General features: G+C 55.7%; 16 protein-coding genes. 5 read left to right on the top strand and 11 right to left on the bottom strand.

Features of this window, described 5'->3' with window-relative positions; translation table 11 throughout:
* Nucleotides 1–20: 20 nt before the first annotated feature.
* From AB7S84_RS00080 to argC, 3 genes are all read right to left on the bottom strand, one after another.
* Entirely contained in the window at nt 21–896 is an 876-nt protein-coding gene (locus tag AB7S84_RS00080) for a M23 family metallopeptidase (RefSeq protein ID WP_052018480.1), read from the bottom strand.
* Nucleotides 897–1,151: 255 nt separating this feature from the next.
* Nucleotides 1,152–2,063 carry a bifunctional methylenetetrahydrofolate dehydrogenase/methenyltetrahydrofolate cyclohydrolase FolD gene (gene folD, locus AB7S84_RS00075; RefSeq protein ID WP_020875229.1) on the bottom strand — a complete coding sequence of 304 codons (912 nt, stop codon included), beginning with the start codon at nt 2,061–2,063 and terminating at the stop codon, nt 1,152–1,154.
* A gap of 238 nt (nt 2,064–2,301) precedes the next feature.
* Complete coding sequence (argC, locus tag AB7S84_RS00070) at nt 2,302–3,339, bottom strand: N-acetyl-gamma-glutamyl-phosphate reductase (RefSeq protein ID WP_020875230.1); 1,038 nt, start codon at nt 3,337–3,339, stop codon at nt 2,302–2,304.
* A gap of 416 nt (nt 3,340–3,755) precedes the next feature.
* Between argC and AB7S84_RS00065 the strand changes: the two genes are divergently transcribed.
* Nucleotides 3,756–5,522 carry an ATP-binding cassette domain-containing protein gene (locus tag AB7S84_RS00065; RefSeq protein WP_020875231.1) on the top strand — a complete coding sequence of 589 codons (1,767 nt, stop codon included), beginning with the start codon at nt 3,756–3,758 and terminating at the stop codon, nt 5,520–5,522.
* On the opposite strand, the gene AB7S84_RS00060 is transcribed toward AB7S84_RS00065, so the two are convergent.
* Nucleotides 5,480–6,478 carry an alpha/beta fold hydrolase gene (locus tag AB7S84_RS00060; RefSeq protein WP_020875232.1) on the bottom strand — a complete coding sequence of 333 codons (999 nt, stop codon included), beginning with the start codon at nt 6,476–6,478 and terminating at the stop codon, nt 5,480–5,482. The genes AB7S84_RS00065 and AB7S84_RS00060 overlap by 43 nt on opposite strands.
* A gap of 263 nt (nt 6,479–6,741) precedes the next feature.
* Between AB7S84_RS00060 and AB7S84_RS00055 the strand changes: the two genes are divergently transcribed.
* Nucleotides 6,742–7,749: a GDP-mannose 4,6-dehydratase gene (locus AB7S84_RS00055; RefSeq protein WP_020875233.1), complete on the top strand. Its 1,008-nt coding sequence runs from the start codon at nt 6,742–6,744 to the stop codon at nt 7,747–7,749.
* Between the two features lie 54 nt (nt 7,750–7,803).
* Here AB7S84_RS00055 and AB7S84_RS00050 read toward each other — a convergent pair whose 3' ends face one another.
* The 3 genes from AB7S84_RS00050 to AB7S84_RS00040 are packed head-to-tail and all read right to left on the bottom strand — an operon-like array spanning nt 7,804 to nt 9,998.
* The gene (locus AB7S84_RS00050; RefSeq protein WP_020875234.1) at nt 7,804–8,304 is read right to left on the bottom strand and encodes a bifunctional nuclease family protein; all 501 of its coding nucleotides are present in this window, start codon (nt 8,302–8,304) and stop codon (nt 7,804–7,806) included.
* The gene (miaB, locus tag AB7S84_RS00045) at nt 8,294–9,760 is read right to left on the bottom strand and encodes a tRNA (N6-isopentenyl adenosine(37)-C2)-methylthiotransferase MiaB (RefSeq protein ID WP_020875235.1); all 1,467 of its coding nucleotides are present in this window, start codon (nt 9,758–9,760) and stop codon (nt 8,294–8,296) included. The genes AB7S84_RS00050 and miaB overlap by 11 nt, the downstream gene beginning before the upstream one ends.
* Complete coding sequence (locus AB7S84_RS00040; RefSeq protein ID WP_020875236.1) at nt 9,750–9,998, bottom strand: DUF4911 domain-containing protein; 249 nt, start codon at nt 9,996–9,998, stop codon at nt 9,750–9,752. The genes miaB and AB7S84_RS00040 overlap by 11 nt, the downstream gene beginning before the upstream one ends.
* A gap of 162 nt (nt 9,999–10,160) precedes the next feature.
* Between AB7S84_RS00040 and recJ the strand changes: the two genes are divergently transcribed.
* The 3 genes from recJ to AB7S84_RS00025 all read left to right on the top strand — a co-directional run bounded on the left by recJ (nt 10,161) and on the right by AB7S84_RS00025 (nt 13,561).
* A complete protein-coding gene (recJ, locus tag AB7S84_RS00035) occupies nt 10,161–11,870 on the top strand; it encodes a single-stranded-DNA-specific exonuclease RecJ (protein WP_428152591.1) in 1,710 nt (569 codons plus the stop codon).
* A gap of 297 nt (nt 11,871–12,167) precedes the next feature.
* Nucleotides 12,168–12,506, top strand: a complete 339-nt coding sequence (locus AB7S84_RS00030; protein WP_327078312.1) for a hypothetical protein — start codon at nt 12,168–12,170, stop codon at nt 12,504–12,506.
* Nucleotides 12,507–12,532: 26 nt separating this feature from the next.
* Nucleotides 12,533–13,561 (top strand): ribonuclease Z, encoded by a 1,029-nt coding sequence (locus AB7S84_RS00025; protein ID WP_020875239.1) that lies wholly within the window; start codon nt 12,533–12,535, stop codon nt 13,559–13,561.
* 74 nt (nt 13,562–13,635) lie between these two features.
* Here AB7S84_RS00025 and AB7S84_RS00020 read toward each other — a convergent pair whose 3' ends face one another.
* From AB7S84_RS00020 to AB7S84_RS00005, 4 genes are all read right to left on the bottom strand, one after another.
* Complete coding sequence (locus AB7S84_RS00020) at nt 13,636–15,423, bottom strand: acyl-CoA dehydrogenase (RefSeq protein WP_020875240.1); 1,788 nt, start codon at nt 15,421–15,423, stop codon at nt 13,636–13,638.
* 58 nt (nt 15,424–15,481) lie between these two features.
* Nucleotides 15,482–16,351 (bottom strand): 3-hydroxyacyl-CoA dehydrogenase family protein, encoded by an 870-nt coding sequence (locus AB7S84_RS00015; protein ID WP_040413831.1) that lies wholly within the window; start codon nt 16,349–16,351, stop codon nt 15,482–15,484.
* A complete protein-coding gene (locus AB7S84_RS00010) occupies nt 16,348–16,779 on the bottom strand; it encodes a VOC family protein (RefSeq protein WP_040413835.1) in 432 nt (143 codons plus the stop codon). Before AB7S84_RS00010 ends, AB7S84_RS00015 begins: the two co-directional genes overlap by 4 nt.
* A 184-nt stretch (nt 16,780–16,963) precedes the next feature.
* Nucleotides 16,964–17,301, bottom strand: a 338-nt coding sequence (locus AB7S84_RS00005) for an electron transfer flavoprotein subunit alpha/FixB family protein (protein ID WP_428152585.1), incomplete at its 5' end; no start/stop codon positions are given.

The raw sequence follows: 17,301 nt of genomic DNA, 5'->3' as shown, positions 1-17,301 counted from the left end.
CGGGGGAACGAAAGGATATCCTATTTTCTGCTGTATGAGACCACTGGATCATGGTCTGAATTCATGAAATAATTTTGAGGATCCACGGGCATTCCGTTCAAGCGGACTTCGTAATGGAGATGAGGGCCCGTGCTTCTTCCCGTATTGCCGATGCGGGCAATCTTTTCACCCCGCTTCACTTTGTCCCCCTTCTCCTTCAAAAACCGGCTCAGGTGAGCATAGCGCGTCAGCACGCCGTATCCGTGATCAATGACCATCATTTTTCCATAGGAACCGTTGTACTCGGCCATGGTAATTCGCCCGTCGGCAGGCGCGACGACGACGGTGCCGCTCTTGGCGGCGATATCGACGCCTTTGTGAAATTCGGATTCTCCGGTAAATGGAGATTTTCGACTGCCGAACACGGAGGTCATGGTGCCTTTGACAGGGTAAATAGACGGGGTCCGGGCCAGGAGGTTCTGCCGCTCTTCCAGGGCTCCCATGAGAGTCTCGAATTCCGCTTTCTGGATCTCCGCCTCCTGGTTGAGATGTCTGACCTGTTCGTGCATCTTTCGCATCAGGCTGTTATGTTTGACCTTCAGATCGAGAAACGGATCCAGATCCGCCGGCGCGGAGCCGCCGACCCCGAAAAGATTTTCCGTCTCCTCTTCCGGCCCCAGGTTTGCTATTGTGCGGACTTTCTTCCCAAACTGACTCAAAGCCACGAGTTTATCTTTAAGACCATTGATTTCACTGGCAAAACACTGAATCTGTTTTCGTTGAAACTGAAGCATCTCATGCTGATTCGCCAGTTGGGTTTCCAATGTCCTCGCATCTCGGGCTACAGATTTCAGATGAAGGTACTCCTTCACCAGAACCCCAAACCCGCCAACGGCGGTAACACTGCAGAACGTCATGAAATACAGCAAAATCCGAGTGTTCGCAGATGGTCTTGGCGTCACCCGGCGTGATCTCCTCACTATGGAAGTCATACGGTCACTCATGGCAGTCAGATTTTCAACCCTCGATATCGTCGGTTTTTCTGTCGATTGATCTCATGCGGAAAACTTTCGGGCAAGCCTCCGGCGACGGGTGTACATATCCATTCAGATCGGCTGGGACCGGAGAGATTAAGGGAGGACTGGGTCCTCCCCGGCATGCGCCTCGGGCATTTAAGCAATTCCGAGTTTGAATTTGAGGGATTTCAAGGTATTGTGCATGAGCATCGTAATCGTCATGGGCCCAACCCCGCCGGGAACAGGTGTGATGTAGCCGGCGATCTCCTTCGCGGCGTCAAAATCCACATCCCCCCGGAGCACGGCGACCATCTTGCTCGGATCCTTGGCGCTCGGCTTCTCGCCGACTCTGTTGACACCAACGTCGATGACACAGGCACCCGGCTTGATCCATTCGGGCTTCACCAATCCGGGGACGCCCGCAGCGACAATCAGGATGTCCGCGCGTTTACAGTGAGCCGCCAGATCCCTGGTACGGGTATGAACGATCGTCACGGTTGAATTGGCGCCCTTGCCCTTCTGGACCATCATATTGGCGATCGGTTTTCCGACGATATTGGAGCGTCCCACGACAACGACTTCCGCACCGCTGGTCTCGACGCCGGCACGAACGATCATCTCCTGAATACCGGCAGGAGTACAGGGTGGGAATTTCACTTCATCACCACCGATCATCAGTCGGCCGACGTTGACGGGGTGAAAGCCGTCGACGTCTTTGTCGGGATCAATGGCGTTGAGGACCTTTTTGTCGTCGATGTGCTTCGGCAGCGGCAGCTGAACCAGAATGCCGTGAATGGAATCGTCTTTATTGTACTTGTCGATGAGAGCCAGAAGATCTTTTTCGGAGATGTCCGCCGGCTGATTGTCCTGAACCTCGTGGAATCCGACCCGGTGGGCCGTTTTGATCTTCAGTGTGACATAGGAAACGGAGGCGGGACTTTCACCAACGAGGATCGTCACCAGTCCGGGCACCATACCGTGTTTTTTTTTGATCTCAGCGACCTCCGCCGTGATCTCCTCGAGAATCTCCTCGCGGATTTCAGTACCTAAAATCAACTTCGCTGACATGCCATTCTCCTTTCGTCGTTGTCGTTAATGACTCTACCGCTCACTTCGCTCATCAAGAATCTGATCTTAATTAGTTCAATCCATTCGGGATGTCAAGAAAACACATCGGGGTCGGTTTTGGGCGGCCGTTGTTCCAAAACCCCGGAAATATCGGGCTGAAGCGCTCGCCCCGGCAACACCTTGCCTTGAAACGCGGGCGTAGGATCGCTTCCCCCCGCCTCCGGCTTCGCAGCCCCCATCAAATCGGATAAGGCACAGCGTTCAAACCGGCGGACTCGTCGAATCCGAGCATCATGTTCATGTTCTGAACCGCCTGACCCGCAGCGCCTTTCACCAGATTGTCGATGGCCGATATCAGGATGAGCCTGCGCTGGTCGGCATCGAATACGATGCCCACATCACAATAGTTGGTTCCACGGACATGGCCCGTACTCGGGACCTGGCCTTCCGGACAGATCCGAACGAACGGACGCCCCGCATAAAAGGATTTCAAACATTCAAGGATCTCCTCCCCCGTCACCGATTCTTTTGGAACGGCATAGAGGGTCGTCAGCATCCCCCGGCTCATCGGAACCAGATGCGGCACAAAGGTGATGTGGACGGGATCTCCGGCCACAAGGCTCAAAACCTCGTCCATTTCCGGATTGTGGCGATGTCCCCCTACTTTATAAGCTTTGAAGGATTCCGTCACCTCACAGTAAAGCGATCCCAGGCTCGGTGATCTGCCTGCCCCGCTCACGCCCGACTTGGCGTCGGCCACCAGACCCTCGGAACGGATCAGGCCCGCCTTGAGAAGGGGTACCAACGGCAACAGGACACTCGTCGGATAACATCCGGGATTGCCGACAACCCGGGCCTGGGAAATCACATCGCCGTAGACCTCGGGGAGGCCGTATACCGCCGCCGCGGAAAGGCTTGGGGCCGTGTGCGGTTGATAAAAAGCTTCATATCGTTTTACGTCCCGAAACCGAAAGTCCGCCGAGAGATCGATCACCCGTTTGTCCCGAGCCACCAACCGGGGCACGATTTCCATGGGAATTTTGTGGGGAAGGGCCGTGAAAACGACGTCCGTCCGACGACACATCTCCTCCATGGAGAATTCCTCGCACGTCAGGTCTACAACCCCTTTCATGGCCGGAAAAACCTGATCGAACGGCACGCCTGCATACTGCCGGGAGGTGATGACCGACAGCGCGACTTTCGGGTGCCCGAAAAGTATCCGAACCAACTCCGCACCCGCATAGCCTGTTGCGCCGACAATTCCGACCTTAACCATACCGCCTCCTTGTATCCGCCGTGGTCATTTTCCACACGTACCTTTTGACGTTCGCAATCGACCGGATAGCGAAACCGTCCAAAGGTTGAGTTTAAAAGAATGCATCCTATGTGCCGTTATCCGCTTCAGGCCGGTTATGGATGCTGTCGGCCGAATATAACCAACGCCGGCCCGGTAAGTTCGCATTCTCTATCAGAAACGGCGGGGATTTTCAAGCACCAACGGCTGTGGGTCGGCACTGAACGCGGTTTTAACAAAAACGTTGCGGAAACAACTGATTCAGGTTAAAAGATGAGTCGTTTCACATGAAAAACGACAACACGAACACCTCTCCATAGACACGCTATCTTCCTGCACCAAAACTTCGGGGAAATCTCAACAACTTTATGAATATATTAAATATAAGGAATCTCTATTTGGGATATGGCGGCCACCCCCTCCTTGAGGACGTCGACCTTCAGATCGACAAGGGTGAACGGGTTTGCCTGCTGGGCAGAAACGGTTCCGGCAAGTCGACCCTTATCCGTTTGATCAACGGGGATATCCGGCCCGATGCCGGAGAAATTCAGCTTCGGCAGGGTTGTCGGGTCGCCCTTCTCGGTCAGACCGTACCCGTGAATATCGTCGGAACGGTTCTCGATGTCGCTCAAGGCGGCATGGAACAAACCGGCGCGACCGACGGCCGACGGGAATGGGAGAACGCCTTGGCGGCGAAGACGATCCTATCCCGCATGGACCTCCCGTCCGATGCGGCGTTCGAGAACCTCTCGGCAGGACTCAAGCGAAGAGCGCTTCTGGCCAGAGCGCTGGCCGCAGAACCCGACATCCTTCTGCTGGACGAACCCACCAACCATCTCGACATGGACGCCATCGCCTGGCTGGAGGAATTTGTCCGCCGATACGTCACAACCCTTCTTTTCGTGACCCATGACCGGACATTTCTGCAAAATCTGGCCACTCGAATTATTGAACTGGACCGAGGCCGTCTGATCAACTGGGGCTGCAACTACGCCACCTACCTGGAACGGAAGGCGGTCGCTCTTTCGGTGGAAGCCGATCAGCGCCAACAGTTCGAGAAAAAGCTCGATCGTGAGGAAGCCTGGATTCGACAGGGGCTGAAAGCACGACGGACACGCAACGAAGGGCGGGTTCGCGCGCTTCTCCGCATGCGGGAAGAGCGGCGTGCATGGCGGGAGCGGTTCGGATCGGTCAAACTGATGGCCCAGGAGGCACGACGAACCGGAAAACTCGTCATTGAAGCCGAGCATATCAACCACGACTGGGGCGAGGGGCCGATCATTCGAGATCTGTCCCTTACGATCACCCGCGGCGACAAGTTGGGCATTATCGGCCCCAACGGCGCCGGGAAGACCACCCTGCTCAACATCCTTTTGGGGAAAATAGTTCCGAAAACCGGTTCTGTCCGCCACGGCACCCATCTCGAGACGGCCTATTTCGACCAGTTGAGGGATCAGTTGGATGAAAACCGGACGGTTCAGGAAAATGTCGTTGAGAGCGGCGACCAGGTCATCATCGGCGGCGCCCCCATGCACGTCATCGGTTATCTCAGGGATTTTCTCTTCTCCCCGGATAGGGCCAGAAGTCCCGTATCCATTCTGTCGGGAGGTGAAAAAAACCGCTTGTTGCTGGCCAGGCTCTTCACCAAACCGGCCAACGTCCTGGTGCTGGACGAGCCCACCAACGACCTGGATCTGGAAACGCTCGAACTGCTCGAATCGCTTCTCCTGAGCTATGACGGCACGGTGCTGCTGGTCAGCCACGACCGGGCTTTTCTAAACCATGTGGCGACCGGGACGCTGGTGTTCGAAGGCGATGGACGCGTTACCGAATATGTCGGCGGATATGACGACTGGGTTGCTCAGCGCCCTGCCCCGACACCCGACGAGAAGGCGTTTCCCAAACCCAAATCCGCCAAACCCCGCCGGGAGCGTCCCAAAAAACTCACCTACAAGGAACGTCTCGAACTGGAGGCACTTCCCCAAGCCATCGAAGCCCTGGAAGCGGAACAGGCAACCCTTCACGACCAGATGGCCGATCCCGCCTTTTACAAAGGCTCGGGAGCCGCCGTCGGCGCCGCGAAATCGCGCCTGACGGCATTGGAGAAGGCCATCGACACAGCCTACGAACGCTGGGAGGCCCTTGATGCCATCGGAGCCGAATGACGACGGCCGACCCAGCGCCGCTCGACCGATAAGTCGGACATGAATCCGTCAAATGCGCGCCAGAAGACCGCGCGGAATCGATCCTGCTCCATCAGGAGTTCATGACGAGCGCCGGGAATCAAAACAAACCGGCAACGCGGCAAGGCGCGATGCAGGGACACCTGGGCCGAAACAGACACCACGCGGTCGTCCCCCGACGACACGATCAGGATCGGGGTCGAGATCGATGCGGCGAATCCCGGGGCCGCCATCCTGTCGATGGAGTCGAAGGTCGCCCGCAGCCATCCGTAGGTTACGCCTCCCAAGGCAAGATCCGGATTTCGGGCAATTATACGGTGGGGTCTTTTGTACCGTTCGGCATCGGCAGTCAGAGGATTCCCGAAAAAGGATGAAGGAGTGGGCGGGCGGTAATCTCCCTGCCCCGGGGCATAGACGCCGGCACCACCGGAACGGACAGCCAAACGGGTCCATTGTCTGGCAAGGGTGACGGGAAAGAGGCCGGTGTTGATATCGATCATAGGCGAAATCAGTGCCACCCTGCTGAAACCTTCGGCATGACGGGCGATGTATCTCAGCAGAATGTGGGCTCCCATGGAAAAGGCCAAGCCCGTCACCGGAGGCACGGCATTGGGGTATACCACTTTTCGGAGGAAACGGCCGAGGTCGCCGATATAGAACTCATAATCCATAATATAGCCCTTCTGCCGGTTCGGAAGCATGCGCGTCGAAAGCCCCTGCCCCCGCCAGTCGAGGCTGAAGACATCCCAGCCCCTCGCACACAGGTCGCCAATGGTTTCGGCATATTTTTCCAGGAATTCGTTTCGGCCGGAAAGCAGGACCACCGTGCCTCTTGCAACCCCCCTATCGGAGCGCCAGACGCCATAGCGGATAGCGGCGCCATCGGAAGCCCTCATGCGATCGAGATAGGAAGCCAAGCCCTTATTTTCGAGTTCCATTTCTGAACATCCGGGGTTTTATGATTGCTTCAGTTCTATTTTTTATATAAGTAGTACGCGTCCTCGAGCACGGTGATCCGATGACACGATCAACCGTGCTTGATTCTACCTCCCAGAATATAGTATTTTTCGGGTAATGCGGCAACGCCGGCAGACGTCGATTCGTCGGCAATCGGAGACCCAACCCCGCCATTTATTAAGGATTTATTCACTGAAATCCACACCATAGGGTACGGGTCACCATTAATCAAGGAGCTATGACTATGCGGGTTCTTATTACGGGCGGTGCGGGGTTTATCGGATCCCATCTGGCGGAAACCTATCTTGAAAGGGGAGATGAGGTCTATGTCATCGACGATCTCTCCACCGGGGCGCTGTCGAACATCGAACCGCTGCGAAGACATCCGCGGTACGGACATCGATTGTTCGTTCATATCGACACCATCCTGAATCACGACACCATGCTGGAGTTGACGGGAACCTGTGACGTTGTTTTCCATCTCGCGGCCGCCGTAGGTGTTCAGTATATCCTGAAAAACCCGCTCAAGTCCATCAGAATCAACGTGGCCGGAACCGAAAAGGTTCTTGAACTCTGTGCAAAATTCAAGAAACGCGTTCTCATTACATCCTCGTCGGAGGTCTACGGCAAGCATCTTCACGCACCGCTGGTGGAGACCGACAATATCATCTACGGTCCATCGAGCAAATTCCGGTGGAGCTATGCCGCCTCCAAACTCATGGACGAATTCACGGCGCTTGCCTATTTCCGTACAAACGGACTCGAGGCCATCATCACCCGACTCTTCAACACTGTCGGCCCCCGTCAGACCGGCGCATATGGAATGGTCATCCCGCGCCTTGTCTGTCAAGCCCTGAATCATGAGCCATTGACAGTTTACGGAGACGGCATGCAGACGCGAACCTTTACCTTCGTCAAGGATGTGGTGGATGGTTTATCGGCTCTGATGGCTTGTGACGACGCCGCGGGAGAGGTGTTCAACATCGGCGGAACAGAGGAAATCACGATTCTGGATTTGGCCGAACGGATTATTCAGGCTACGGAATCCCGCTCCAGCATCCAACTGATTCCCTACGAAAAGGCCTATGCCAAGGATTTCGAAGATATGCAGCGGCGGGTGCCGAGCATCAGGAAAATTCAGGACCGGATCGGTTTCCAACCGGTCACGGATCTGGATACCATTTTACGACAGGTCATCGATTTTCAAAGGACGCTCATGAACCGTCAGCCGGATAAAGAAACTACAGATTAGGGCCGCACTGTTCATGGAACCGGACCGTCGTCGGCTAACAGGCGGCGACGGGGTTTATACCTTGTATTTTCCGAAATCCTCAGGCGACAGCTTCTCCAGGTAATCGGCCCACTTCTTACCCTCTTCGCTTTCATCGACCACTTCAACCTGACCGGCGGGCACAGCTGATTTTTCGATTACCTTCTCATCCACAAAAATCGGTGCGCCGGTCCTGACGGCAATGGCAATGGCATCACTGGGGCGGGCGTCCATGTCGAAGGCTGTCGCGTCATCCCCGATAAGGTAAATCCGGGCATAAAAAGTGTTCTCCTTGAGATCGCAGACCTCGATCTTGGATACCCGGATATTCATCCTGTCGAAAAAATTCTTGAGCAGGTCATGGGTCATGGGTCGTTCAAACTTGATGTTTTGGAGTGCCGAAACGATAGATGTGGCTTCCAGTAATCCGATCCAGATCGGTATGGTCTGCTCATCCTCGTCCGACTTCAAAATGATGATCGGCGTATTGGATGTCGGGTCCATGGTCAGCCCTGCGATACTCACTTTATGCAGCATGACAATCTTCTCCTTTCAGGCTGTGCCCAACGCGGGATGTCGGTCGTCCCCGAAGAGAATGGCAAAAAGCGTCCTCGACGCGAATGAGAATTCGTTCCCCCGTCAGGTCTCTTGTAAAATCCGGCGCGTTGTCTGTCTCCGTAAAATGGATGATCTTGTTGCCGAAAGTTCGGCCGCTCCATTGGATCGCACCAGAGTGAATCGCGCAGGCATCGGTGTCGTTGTCGGTTAGCGCCGTCCGAAAAGCCGGCGGCTCGCCGTCCTGCCCGCTTTGCCGTTTGCTCGGACCGTCCACCAGGATTTCCTGGTCCGTCCCCACCAAAGCCCGGTTTTTCAAGAACGTATACCGCTCCTGAAGACTGAGAAGTTCCTGAAGGCGATCCTTCTTCTCGTCCTCCGTCACCTTGTCGGGAAACCGAGCCGCCGGGGCATTGGGCCGGTCGGAGTACATGAAGGCGAAGAGTCCGTCAAATTCGATTTCCCGAACCAGGTCGAGCGTCGCCTCGAAGTCGGCCCGTGACTCCCCGGGAAACCCTACGATGATATCCGACGTAACGGCAATATCCGGACGGAGTTCTCTCAATCGCCGGACCTTTTCGAGGTAATCCTCCCGCGTATACCGTCGGTGCATTCGATTCAGTACTGCATTTGATCCCGACTGCACCGGAAGATGAATATGGGCGCAGAGCTTTTCAAGATCGGCGAACGCGGACATGAGCCCCGGGGACAGGTCCTTGGGATGGGAGGTGGTGAAGCGGATGCGATGGAGGCCGTCGACGGCGTTGATCCGGGCGAGAAGCGCCTCGAAGGGTATGAGACCCTCTTTTTTTCCGTAGCTGTTGACATTCTGACCCAAAAGGGTCACCTCCCGGACGCCGGCGTCCACCAGGGCTTCGATCTCGCACAGGATCCGACCTGGGCGGCGACTGAACTCCCGTCCCCTTACATAAGGGACGACACAGTAGGTACAGAAATTATCGCATCCCTGCATGATCGTGACAAATCGGGAGGCCCCCTCCCGCTCTCGATCGGCATCGGGAATGTCAAACTCTTCGACACCGTCCGTCACCGCCACGTCGATGATGCGACACCGACGGGCCTCCACGCGGCGGATCATGCCGGGAAGTCGCCCGACGGCCTGGGTGCCGAAAACGATGTCCAGGATAGGCGCCCGCTTCAGCATGCTTCGCCCTTCCTGCTGTGCCACGCAGCCACCGACAGCGATGATCATCCGGGGATTTTTTCGTTTGAGTTCCGCAAGACGTCCCAGAAAGCTGAACGCCTTCTGCACCGCCTTTTCACGAATGGCACAGGTGTTCAGGACGACCAGATCCGCCCTGTCCAATGCATCGGTTGAAACGTACCCCAAGGGTTTCAACAACGAAACGATCTGCTCGGAGTCATAGACATTCATCTGACACCCGATGGTCTGGATAAAAAGTTGCTTAGTATTCATGAGATCTTCTGATATACTCTTTTCCAGGCACCACGGACTCCATCATGATCTCTCTTTCCAGATCACGCAGCACCCTGTCCGCTTCATGTTCACACCCCGGAGATATAGAGAAAAGTATCGTCCCCGACGGCCCATCGATGGTCCGCATCGTGGCGATGCCTTCGCAGGCTTCCAGGACGAATTTGAGAAATGCAATCTCCCTTCGGTCAACACGAATGAATTTCTTTATTGTTTCCAAAAATATATCCCTCTCCTTCCAATGTAAAGGGTAGCACTATATTCGCTTTGTATTCAACAGAAAAGTTGCCCCTGTCCTCCGGTGCCGAGCCGCGAGGAAGGTGTCGCTCCATCCTGGATTTGGGGTTGTCCATTTTTTGTCGATAGGCTAATGTGGCCCGTCATGAAAACGGAATGGTTACTCAAACACCCCGACCCTATAGCGGTCAAGACGCTGCAGACGGACCTCGGTTGCAGCCCGGTCATCGCCGCCGTTCTCGTCAACCGGAACATTCTGACCGGATGTGAGGCCGTGAACTTTCTTGAGGCCTCGTTGAAGGACTTCCACCCGCCGTCCTGCATCGTGGATATGGACACAGCGGTCCGGCGCATCGCCCGAGCCGTTTCCAACAGGGAAAAGATTCTGATTTTCGGGGACTACGATGTGGACGGCGTGACGGCAGTTACACTGCTTCTGGAATTTCTGAGATACGCCGGAGCGGATGTCATTTATTACATTCCCCATCGAACCCGTGAAGGATATGATTTTCAAGAGGATCATGTCTTCGGCGTCGCTCTGCCGGCGGAGGTGGACCTCATCGTCACCGTGGACTGCGGATCGAGCCGCCATGACGCAGTTCAGGCCGCACTCGACAGCGGCATCGATGTCGTCATTACCGACCATCACACCATAGAGGCGCTGCCCCCCGCGGTTGCGGTGGTCAACCCCAGGCGGCGGGACTGCGGCGGCGGATGCGATCACCTTGCCGGCGTCGGCGTGGTCTTTTCCCTTTTGATCCACTTGCGCAAACACCTCCGGGATATCGATTTCTGGGGCTGCCGACCAGAACCCAATCTGAAGCGATTCTGCGATCTCGTGGCCCTCGGAACGGTAGCGGATATGGTCCCGATGATAAAAGAGAACAGAATCTTGTCCAGAACCGGACTTGATGTGATCAATCAAGGGCATCGATCGGGCCTTCGCGCCCTCGTCAGGATGTCGGGCATCAAGGATCGTCCGGTCGACACGGATGACATCGCTTTCCGCCTTGGCCCCAGGCTCAACGCCGCCGGCCGAATGGGACATGCCGGTCTGGCGGTTGAGCTGCTCACCGCCGGAAGCGACGAGACGGCAGACCAGATGGCCCTGCAGCTCAATCGAATGAACAAGAAGAGACAGGAGGCGGAAAAGGAAATTCTCGACCAGGTGACGGCATACATCGAAAAACACCCCCACATCCTCGATCGGCGCAGCATTGTGATGGCCCATTCCAACTGGCACGAGGGCATTCTAGGTATCGTCGCATCCAAATTGGTGGACCGCTTTTTCAGGCCGGTCGTCCTCATCTCCACGCGCACTTCCATAGGAAAAGGATCCGGAAGAAGCATCCCCGGCATCAACCTCCACGCCTGTCTGAAGCAGTGCGCCGCCCACCTCAAGGCTTTCGGTGGTCACCCCATGGCGGCGGGACTCCGGATCCAGCGGGAAAACATCAGACGATTCGAGGATAAGTTCGACCGCGTCGTTTCGGAAACCGGCCATGTCGACAACTTTTCACGATCCCTCGCCATTGACTGCAAACTCGATTTTGAAGACATCACCGGCACCCTTCTCAATGAACTCGAAAGGCTGACCCCTTTTGGAGAAGGCAACCCCGAACCACTCTTCATGACGTCGGACGTTCGTGTGGTCGCTCACAGGATCGTGGGAAAACAGCACCGTAAAATGACCCTGATCCAGGCCGGGAATCCCGTCGGAACCGTCGTGGAGGCCATCCAGTTCAATATAGATCCGTCCGAGCGTCCGGAATCCTTTGAAAAGATCGCCTATCATCTGCGATGGAACCGGTGGAACGGAAAACAAACACCTCAGATTCTGGTCAAGGAAAGCTGAACATTTTTCTTGCAATCTGTAAGGAAATGGCAGTATTATTCTATGTGGACCGGCCTTAGCGAATCATGTCAAACCATAATGACGTTTCAGATCATGCTATCGGGCGGCGAAAACAAGCACACAATGGATAGGATGTTGGCCTGAAATCCGGTGACCAACATGATTATCTTATAATTTTTTATAAGTTTTCCAGAAGGTTAAAGAAGGGAACATCTCATGGCAAAGGTATTCCGCCCCAGCACGCGCGAGTCTTCGATCCTGTCTAAAATTGAATCTTCAAAGGAACGGGCCCGCCGCATGGCTATCAACAGCATTCGAGAACACATCGATCCGTTGAGCAACCAGGTAGCCATGAAACTTATCGAGAGCAAACTGGTTGAAACCACCAATAAAAACGGGCTTGAAGAGCAGGTTCACAAGGCGTTGGAGACGTTGAGCTATGCAGAAGACTTCGATGTGGACTACGAAGTGGCGCCGTTTCGGAAGATCGTTGCCCAACCGCACATCGTCAGCCTGTACCTCACGGCTTTCGTGATCGAGAAACTGATTGACCACAAGGACACCGTCGACATTTACGGCTCGGATGACGAAATCTATGCCTGTATCAACCAGCAGGTCAAGAAATTTATCCCCTGAAGTTTCCTCATCTCTCACGCCGGACCATGCGTCCTTCCTTTCATCCCCGGCTCATGAACGGCCCTTTTGGCGATCCCGGTCTCTTTGTTCCCTTCGTTTTCGATAAGCGAGCGTTTCTATTCGATATCGGGGACATCCAATCCCTGGACGGCCGCGACGTTCTGAAAATATCCCACATCTTCGTATCCCATACCCATATCGACCATTTTATCGGATTTGATCGTCTGCTGCGTATATGTCTCGGCCGGGACAAAACAGTCCACATTTACGGTCCCGCCGGGATTCACCGAAATGTTGAGGGCAAATTGGCCGGGTATACGTGGAATCTCGTTCAAAACTATGAAAACCGCTTTGTCCTGAATGTCTCCGAGGTCACACCATCCAGGATCCACACGCAGACCTATCACTGCAGGGACCGCTTTCTTCTGAAATCTCCCCCGCGGACTGTCCCCTTTTCAGGAAAACTTCTTGCGGAACCGTCTCTTTCGGTATCGTCTGAAATCCTTGATCATGATATTCCCTGTCTCGGTTTTGCCCTGACGGAGCGCTTTCACGTCAACATCATGAAGGACCGGTTGACGGCGCTGGGGCTGCCCGTCGGCCCATGGATAGGTCTTTTCAAAAAAGCGCTTTTCGAAGGACGCAGCCCGGCTATGGAAATCGCCGTCCCCCTCGGCAAGGACTCTGAGATACGCAGATATCCGCTGGGAGAACTCTCCGCCGATATCGCGCGCATCACCCCCGGCCAGAAAATCGCCTATGTCACCGACGCCGCCGATACGCCGGCCAATCGGGAAAAGATCCGTCGGCTCGCCCTCGATGCCGACCAACTCTTCATTGAATCGGCTTTTCTGGCTGAGGACCGGGAGATGGCGGAAAGGAAGCATCACCTGACGGCGCATCGGGCCGGTGCCCTGGCAGGTGAGGCCGGTGCCCGGCAGTTCACCCTGTTTCATTTTTCCCCGCGCTACACCGGCCGCGAGCAGGTGTTGATTGATGAGGCGACGGCAGCCTACCACACCGCCGTCAGGTCTGAAGCATCACGCCGGCCATAATGCAGCCCCAAATCAATCTTAAACGGATTCACCATATATTTTAAATTGTTACGATTTAAACGGCAAGGCCGGTTCTAGAAAGCATTGTCCGGCATGTCGACAATTTCACGACCCGTCCTCAGGCAGGTTCTTATTCTCGCCTGGGTGTGGGGCAATGTGGTGTCCACGAACCAGATCGCCTGGCAAAGCTTTCCGCGATGAAAATCATCGGAACCGTCTTCTGCTCCGACCCGATCTGCTGCAATCACGGCCATATCGAGGAGCCGCCAGGCCATGGTCACTTCCCCAAAGGCCATCAGCGCGGGGTAAGTGTAGGATGCCCACTGGAGCGGATCGGCTTTCATCCGGCGTTTCATCTCTTCGGCACATACCCAGAGCATGCCGGCGGTTTCATGGAGTTGCCGCACCCCCTCTTTCAGGACCGGATGCTCCCGGCGCGCCGCGCAGAATGTATCGATCTCGTCTTGATAGGCTTTCAGACAAGCCCCATTCCTGAGGCTCAATTTCCGGCCCATCAGGTCCATGGACTGGATCCCATTGGTCCCTTCGTACAAGGACATGATTTTAGCATCACGGAGGTAGCGTTCGATGGGATAATCACGGCAATAGCCGTAACCGCCAAGGCACTGCATGGCCACTTCGCATACCCTGAACCCCGTATCGGAACAGTACGCCTTCAGGATGGGCGTCATGAAGTCCAGCAGATCCTGACAACGCGTTTTTTCGGGACCGGGATTGAGTCCTTTCGCCAAATCCTCCCAAAAGGCGACGGTGTAAATCATGGAACGCATACCGTCCACAGCCGCCTTCATCCACAAGAGCATGCGTCGCACGTCCGGATGACGGATAATGGCGACGTCTTCCGCCGTTCGTCCGGCAATATCCCGGCCCTGGACCCGGGCTCTGGTATAGGCCAGGGCATTCCGATAGGCAGTTCCGGCCAGGGTCATCCCGCTGACGGCGGTATTGATGCGAGCACCGTTCATCATCTGAAACATGTGCGCCAACCCCTTGTTTTCCTCGCCGCAGAGATAACCGATGCAACCGTCACGCCCGCCGAAAGTGAGGGCTGCGGTGGGGGATGCATGGAGGCCGCACTTGTGTTCAATCCCGGTGCAGACCACATCATTCGGCTCTCCCAACATACCGTCCGGTTCGACGCGCACCTTCGGCACCACAAAAAGAGAGATCCCCCGGGTTCCTGACGGTGCCCCGTCAATCCTGGCCAATACCAGGTGAATAATATTATCGGTGAGATCGTGCTCTCCCCAGGAGATAAAAATTTTCGAGCCTTTGATGTAAAAATGATCACCCTCCGGTGTCGCCGCGGTTTCGAGAGCGCCCAGATCGGACCCGGCACCCGGTTCAGTCAGGCACATCGTGCCGCTCCAGGTGCCGTCAAACATTTTTGGAACAAATCTTTCCTTGAGCGCCCGGGTGCCGAAGCTGTGGATGAGGCGGGCAGCTCCGAATGTCAAGCTGGGAGCACTGTTGAAGGACTGGCAGGCGCCGTACATCATTTCGTTGATCACGATCCGCATCATGAGCGGAAACCCCTGCCCGCCATAGGCCGGATCGCCCACCGCGGCGATCCAGCCGTCATCACCGCATTGCCGGAAAGCCTTCTTGAAAGCCACAGGACAGCGCACCTCGCCTTTTTCATACAAAAGCGCCTCCGCGTCCGAGACGGCGTTCAATGGATCAAGAACACCCTTCGCGAAACGGACGGCTTCGTTGACAAGAAGATCAAGCGTTCTCTCATTCAGGTCCTTAAATGCGTCCAGGCGGCACAGCCGGCTGTAACCCAGCTGTTCCTTGAGGATGAAAAAGAGGTCTCTCAGATCGATTTTGAAGTCTGTCATGGTGTTATCTCTCAAGTCAACTTTCGGTGTTCAAGAACCGGTGCGGACAAGGAACGCCCTATCGTCGATTCCCGTTTTCGTCGTAGGCGTACCATCCCTGCCCACTTTTTCGACCCAGGTGGCCCGCCCTGACCTTTCGCCTCAGGAGTTGGGGAGGGTAATACCGGTCATCGCGGCTCTCCCGATAAATCGACGTCAGGGCGTGATAAGAGACGTCGAGCCCCACCATATCGCCGGTTTCAAAAGGCCCCATGGGCCGCCCGAAGGCCGACCGGACACCCCTGTCAACGTCTTCGGCAGTGGCAACGCCCTGTTCAAGGAGACGGATCGCCTCCACATAGCTTACCAGGTTGATCCGGTTGAGCAGAAAACCGGGAATGTCGCTTTCCACCCGGATGGGTGTTTTACCCAATCTCTCGACCACGGCAACGCCCATCGCCATAACCGCCTCCGAAGTGCTCAGGCCCCTCACCACTTCCACCGCCTGCATCATCGGCACCGGACTGAAGAAATGAAGTCCCAATACCTTTTCCGGACGCCTCGTGGCGGCGGCAAGCTCGGTGATGGGCAGGGAGGACGTATTGCTGGCGAGGAAGGTGTCTGAGGGACAGACCTCGTCGAGACGCTGAAAAAGGGTCCGTTTGAGTTCCAGATTCTCGAAAACCGCCTCAATCACCAGCTCTGCGGATGAAGCCGTCTCCAGATCCTTCGTATAACGGATCCGTTCCAGAATGGTTTTCTTTGCCGCCTTGAGCCGCCCCTTCTCGATGAGCTTCCCCACCGACCAGTCGATATTCCTCCGGGCCTTCTCCAAGGCGTCGCCGTTTTCGTCATGAAGCGTCACCGTCATGCCGGATTGCGCAAACACCTGGGCGATGCCGCCGCCCATAAGGCCGGCGCCGACAACACATATGTTTTCAATTTTCATTTCAGTTCGTTCCATTGGTAGTCGATCACCTCCGCCAGGACGCCGTTGAGTTTTCCGGGATGAACAAACGCATATTCACAATCCCTGAAAGGACGCACAACCACGCCCCGGGCATCGGGTATCAGGGGGTAGCCCCGGTGCTGAAGAGTCTTTACGGCATCCCGCGTGTTGTCCACGTTGAAACCGATGACCATGACGCCCTCACCGCGCTTCTCGATGAACCTGGCGACGTCTCCGTCGGGACTGGTGGATTCCATCAATTCGAATCCCACCTCTCCAATCCAATAGCGGGCGACCCGGATCTTCTCCGCTTCATCCAGGTATAGGTCGTCCGGCTTTTCTTTTCCCAAAAAGGGCTCCCAGATCTTACAGGCCGCCCTCAGATCCTTGACCGCAATGCAAATATGATCCATTTTTTTGACCTTCACTACCGCCACCGATCCTTTACAAGTTGAATTGATCATTGCACAGACAGGCACCCCATACCTTGAGGGGCCTCGCATCGTCCAGGCAACGAACACATAATGATAGCGCCTGAGACCCCGTATCGTTCTTTCTGAACCCGGCGTCCCGACGGGCTTGCCTGACGATGCGATCCGGAACGATTACCGGCTACCTGTTTTTCTCGACGGCCTCCGTCAGCTCGGGAAGGAATTCGAGGATGTCGGCCACGATGCCTACGTCGGCCACCTGAAAGATGGGAGCCTTGGGATTCTTGTTGACGGCGACGATGAAAGGGGCGCCCTTGATGCCGCCCATATGCTGGAACGAGCCGCTGATGCCGCAGGCCAGATAGACCTTGGGGCTGACGGTCTGGCCGGAAGTGCCGACCTGACGGGATTTTTCCAGCCATTTGGCGTCCACGATGGGACGGGAGCAGGAGACGTCGGCCCCCATGGCCCTGGCCAGATCGTTCACGATTTCCAGGTTGTCCTGATCCTCGATCCCGC

Source organism: Desulfococcus sp. (genome assembly GCF_050178255.1).
Classification (GTDB): domain Bacteria; phylum Desulfobacterota; class Desulfobacteria; order Desulfobacterales; family Desulfococcaceae; genus Desulfococcus; species Desulfococcus multivorans.
The sequence above is the reverse complement of the archived record's forward strand: the minus strand, read 5'-3'. Positions and strand labels throughout refer to the sequence as shown.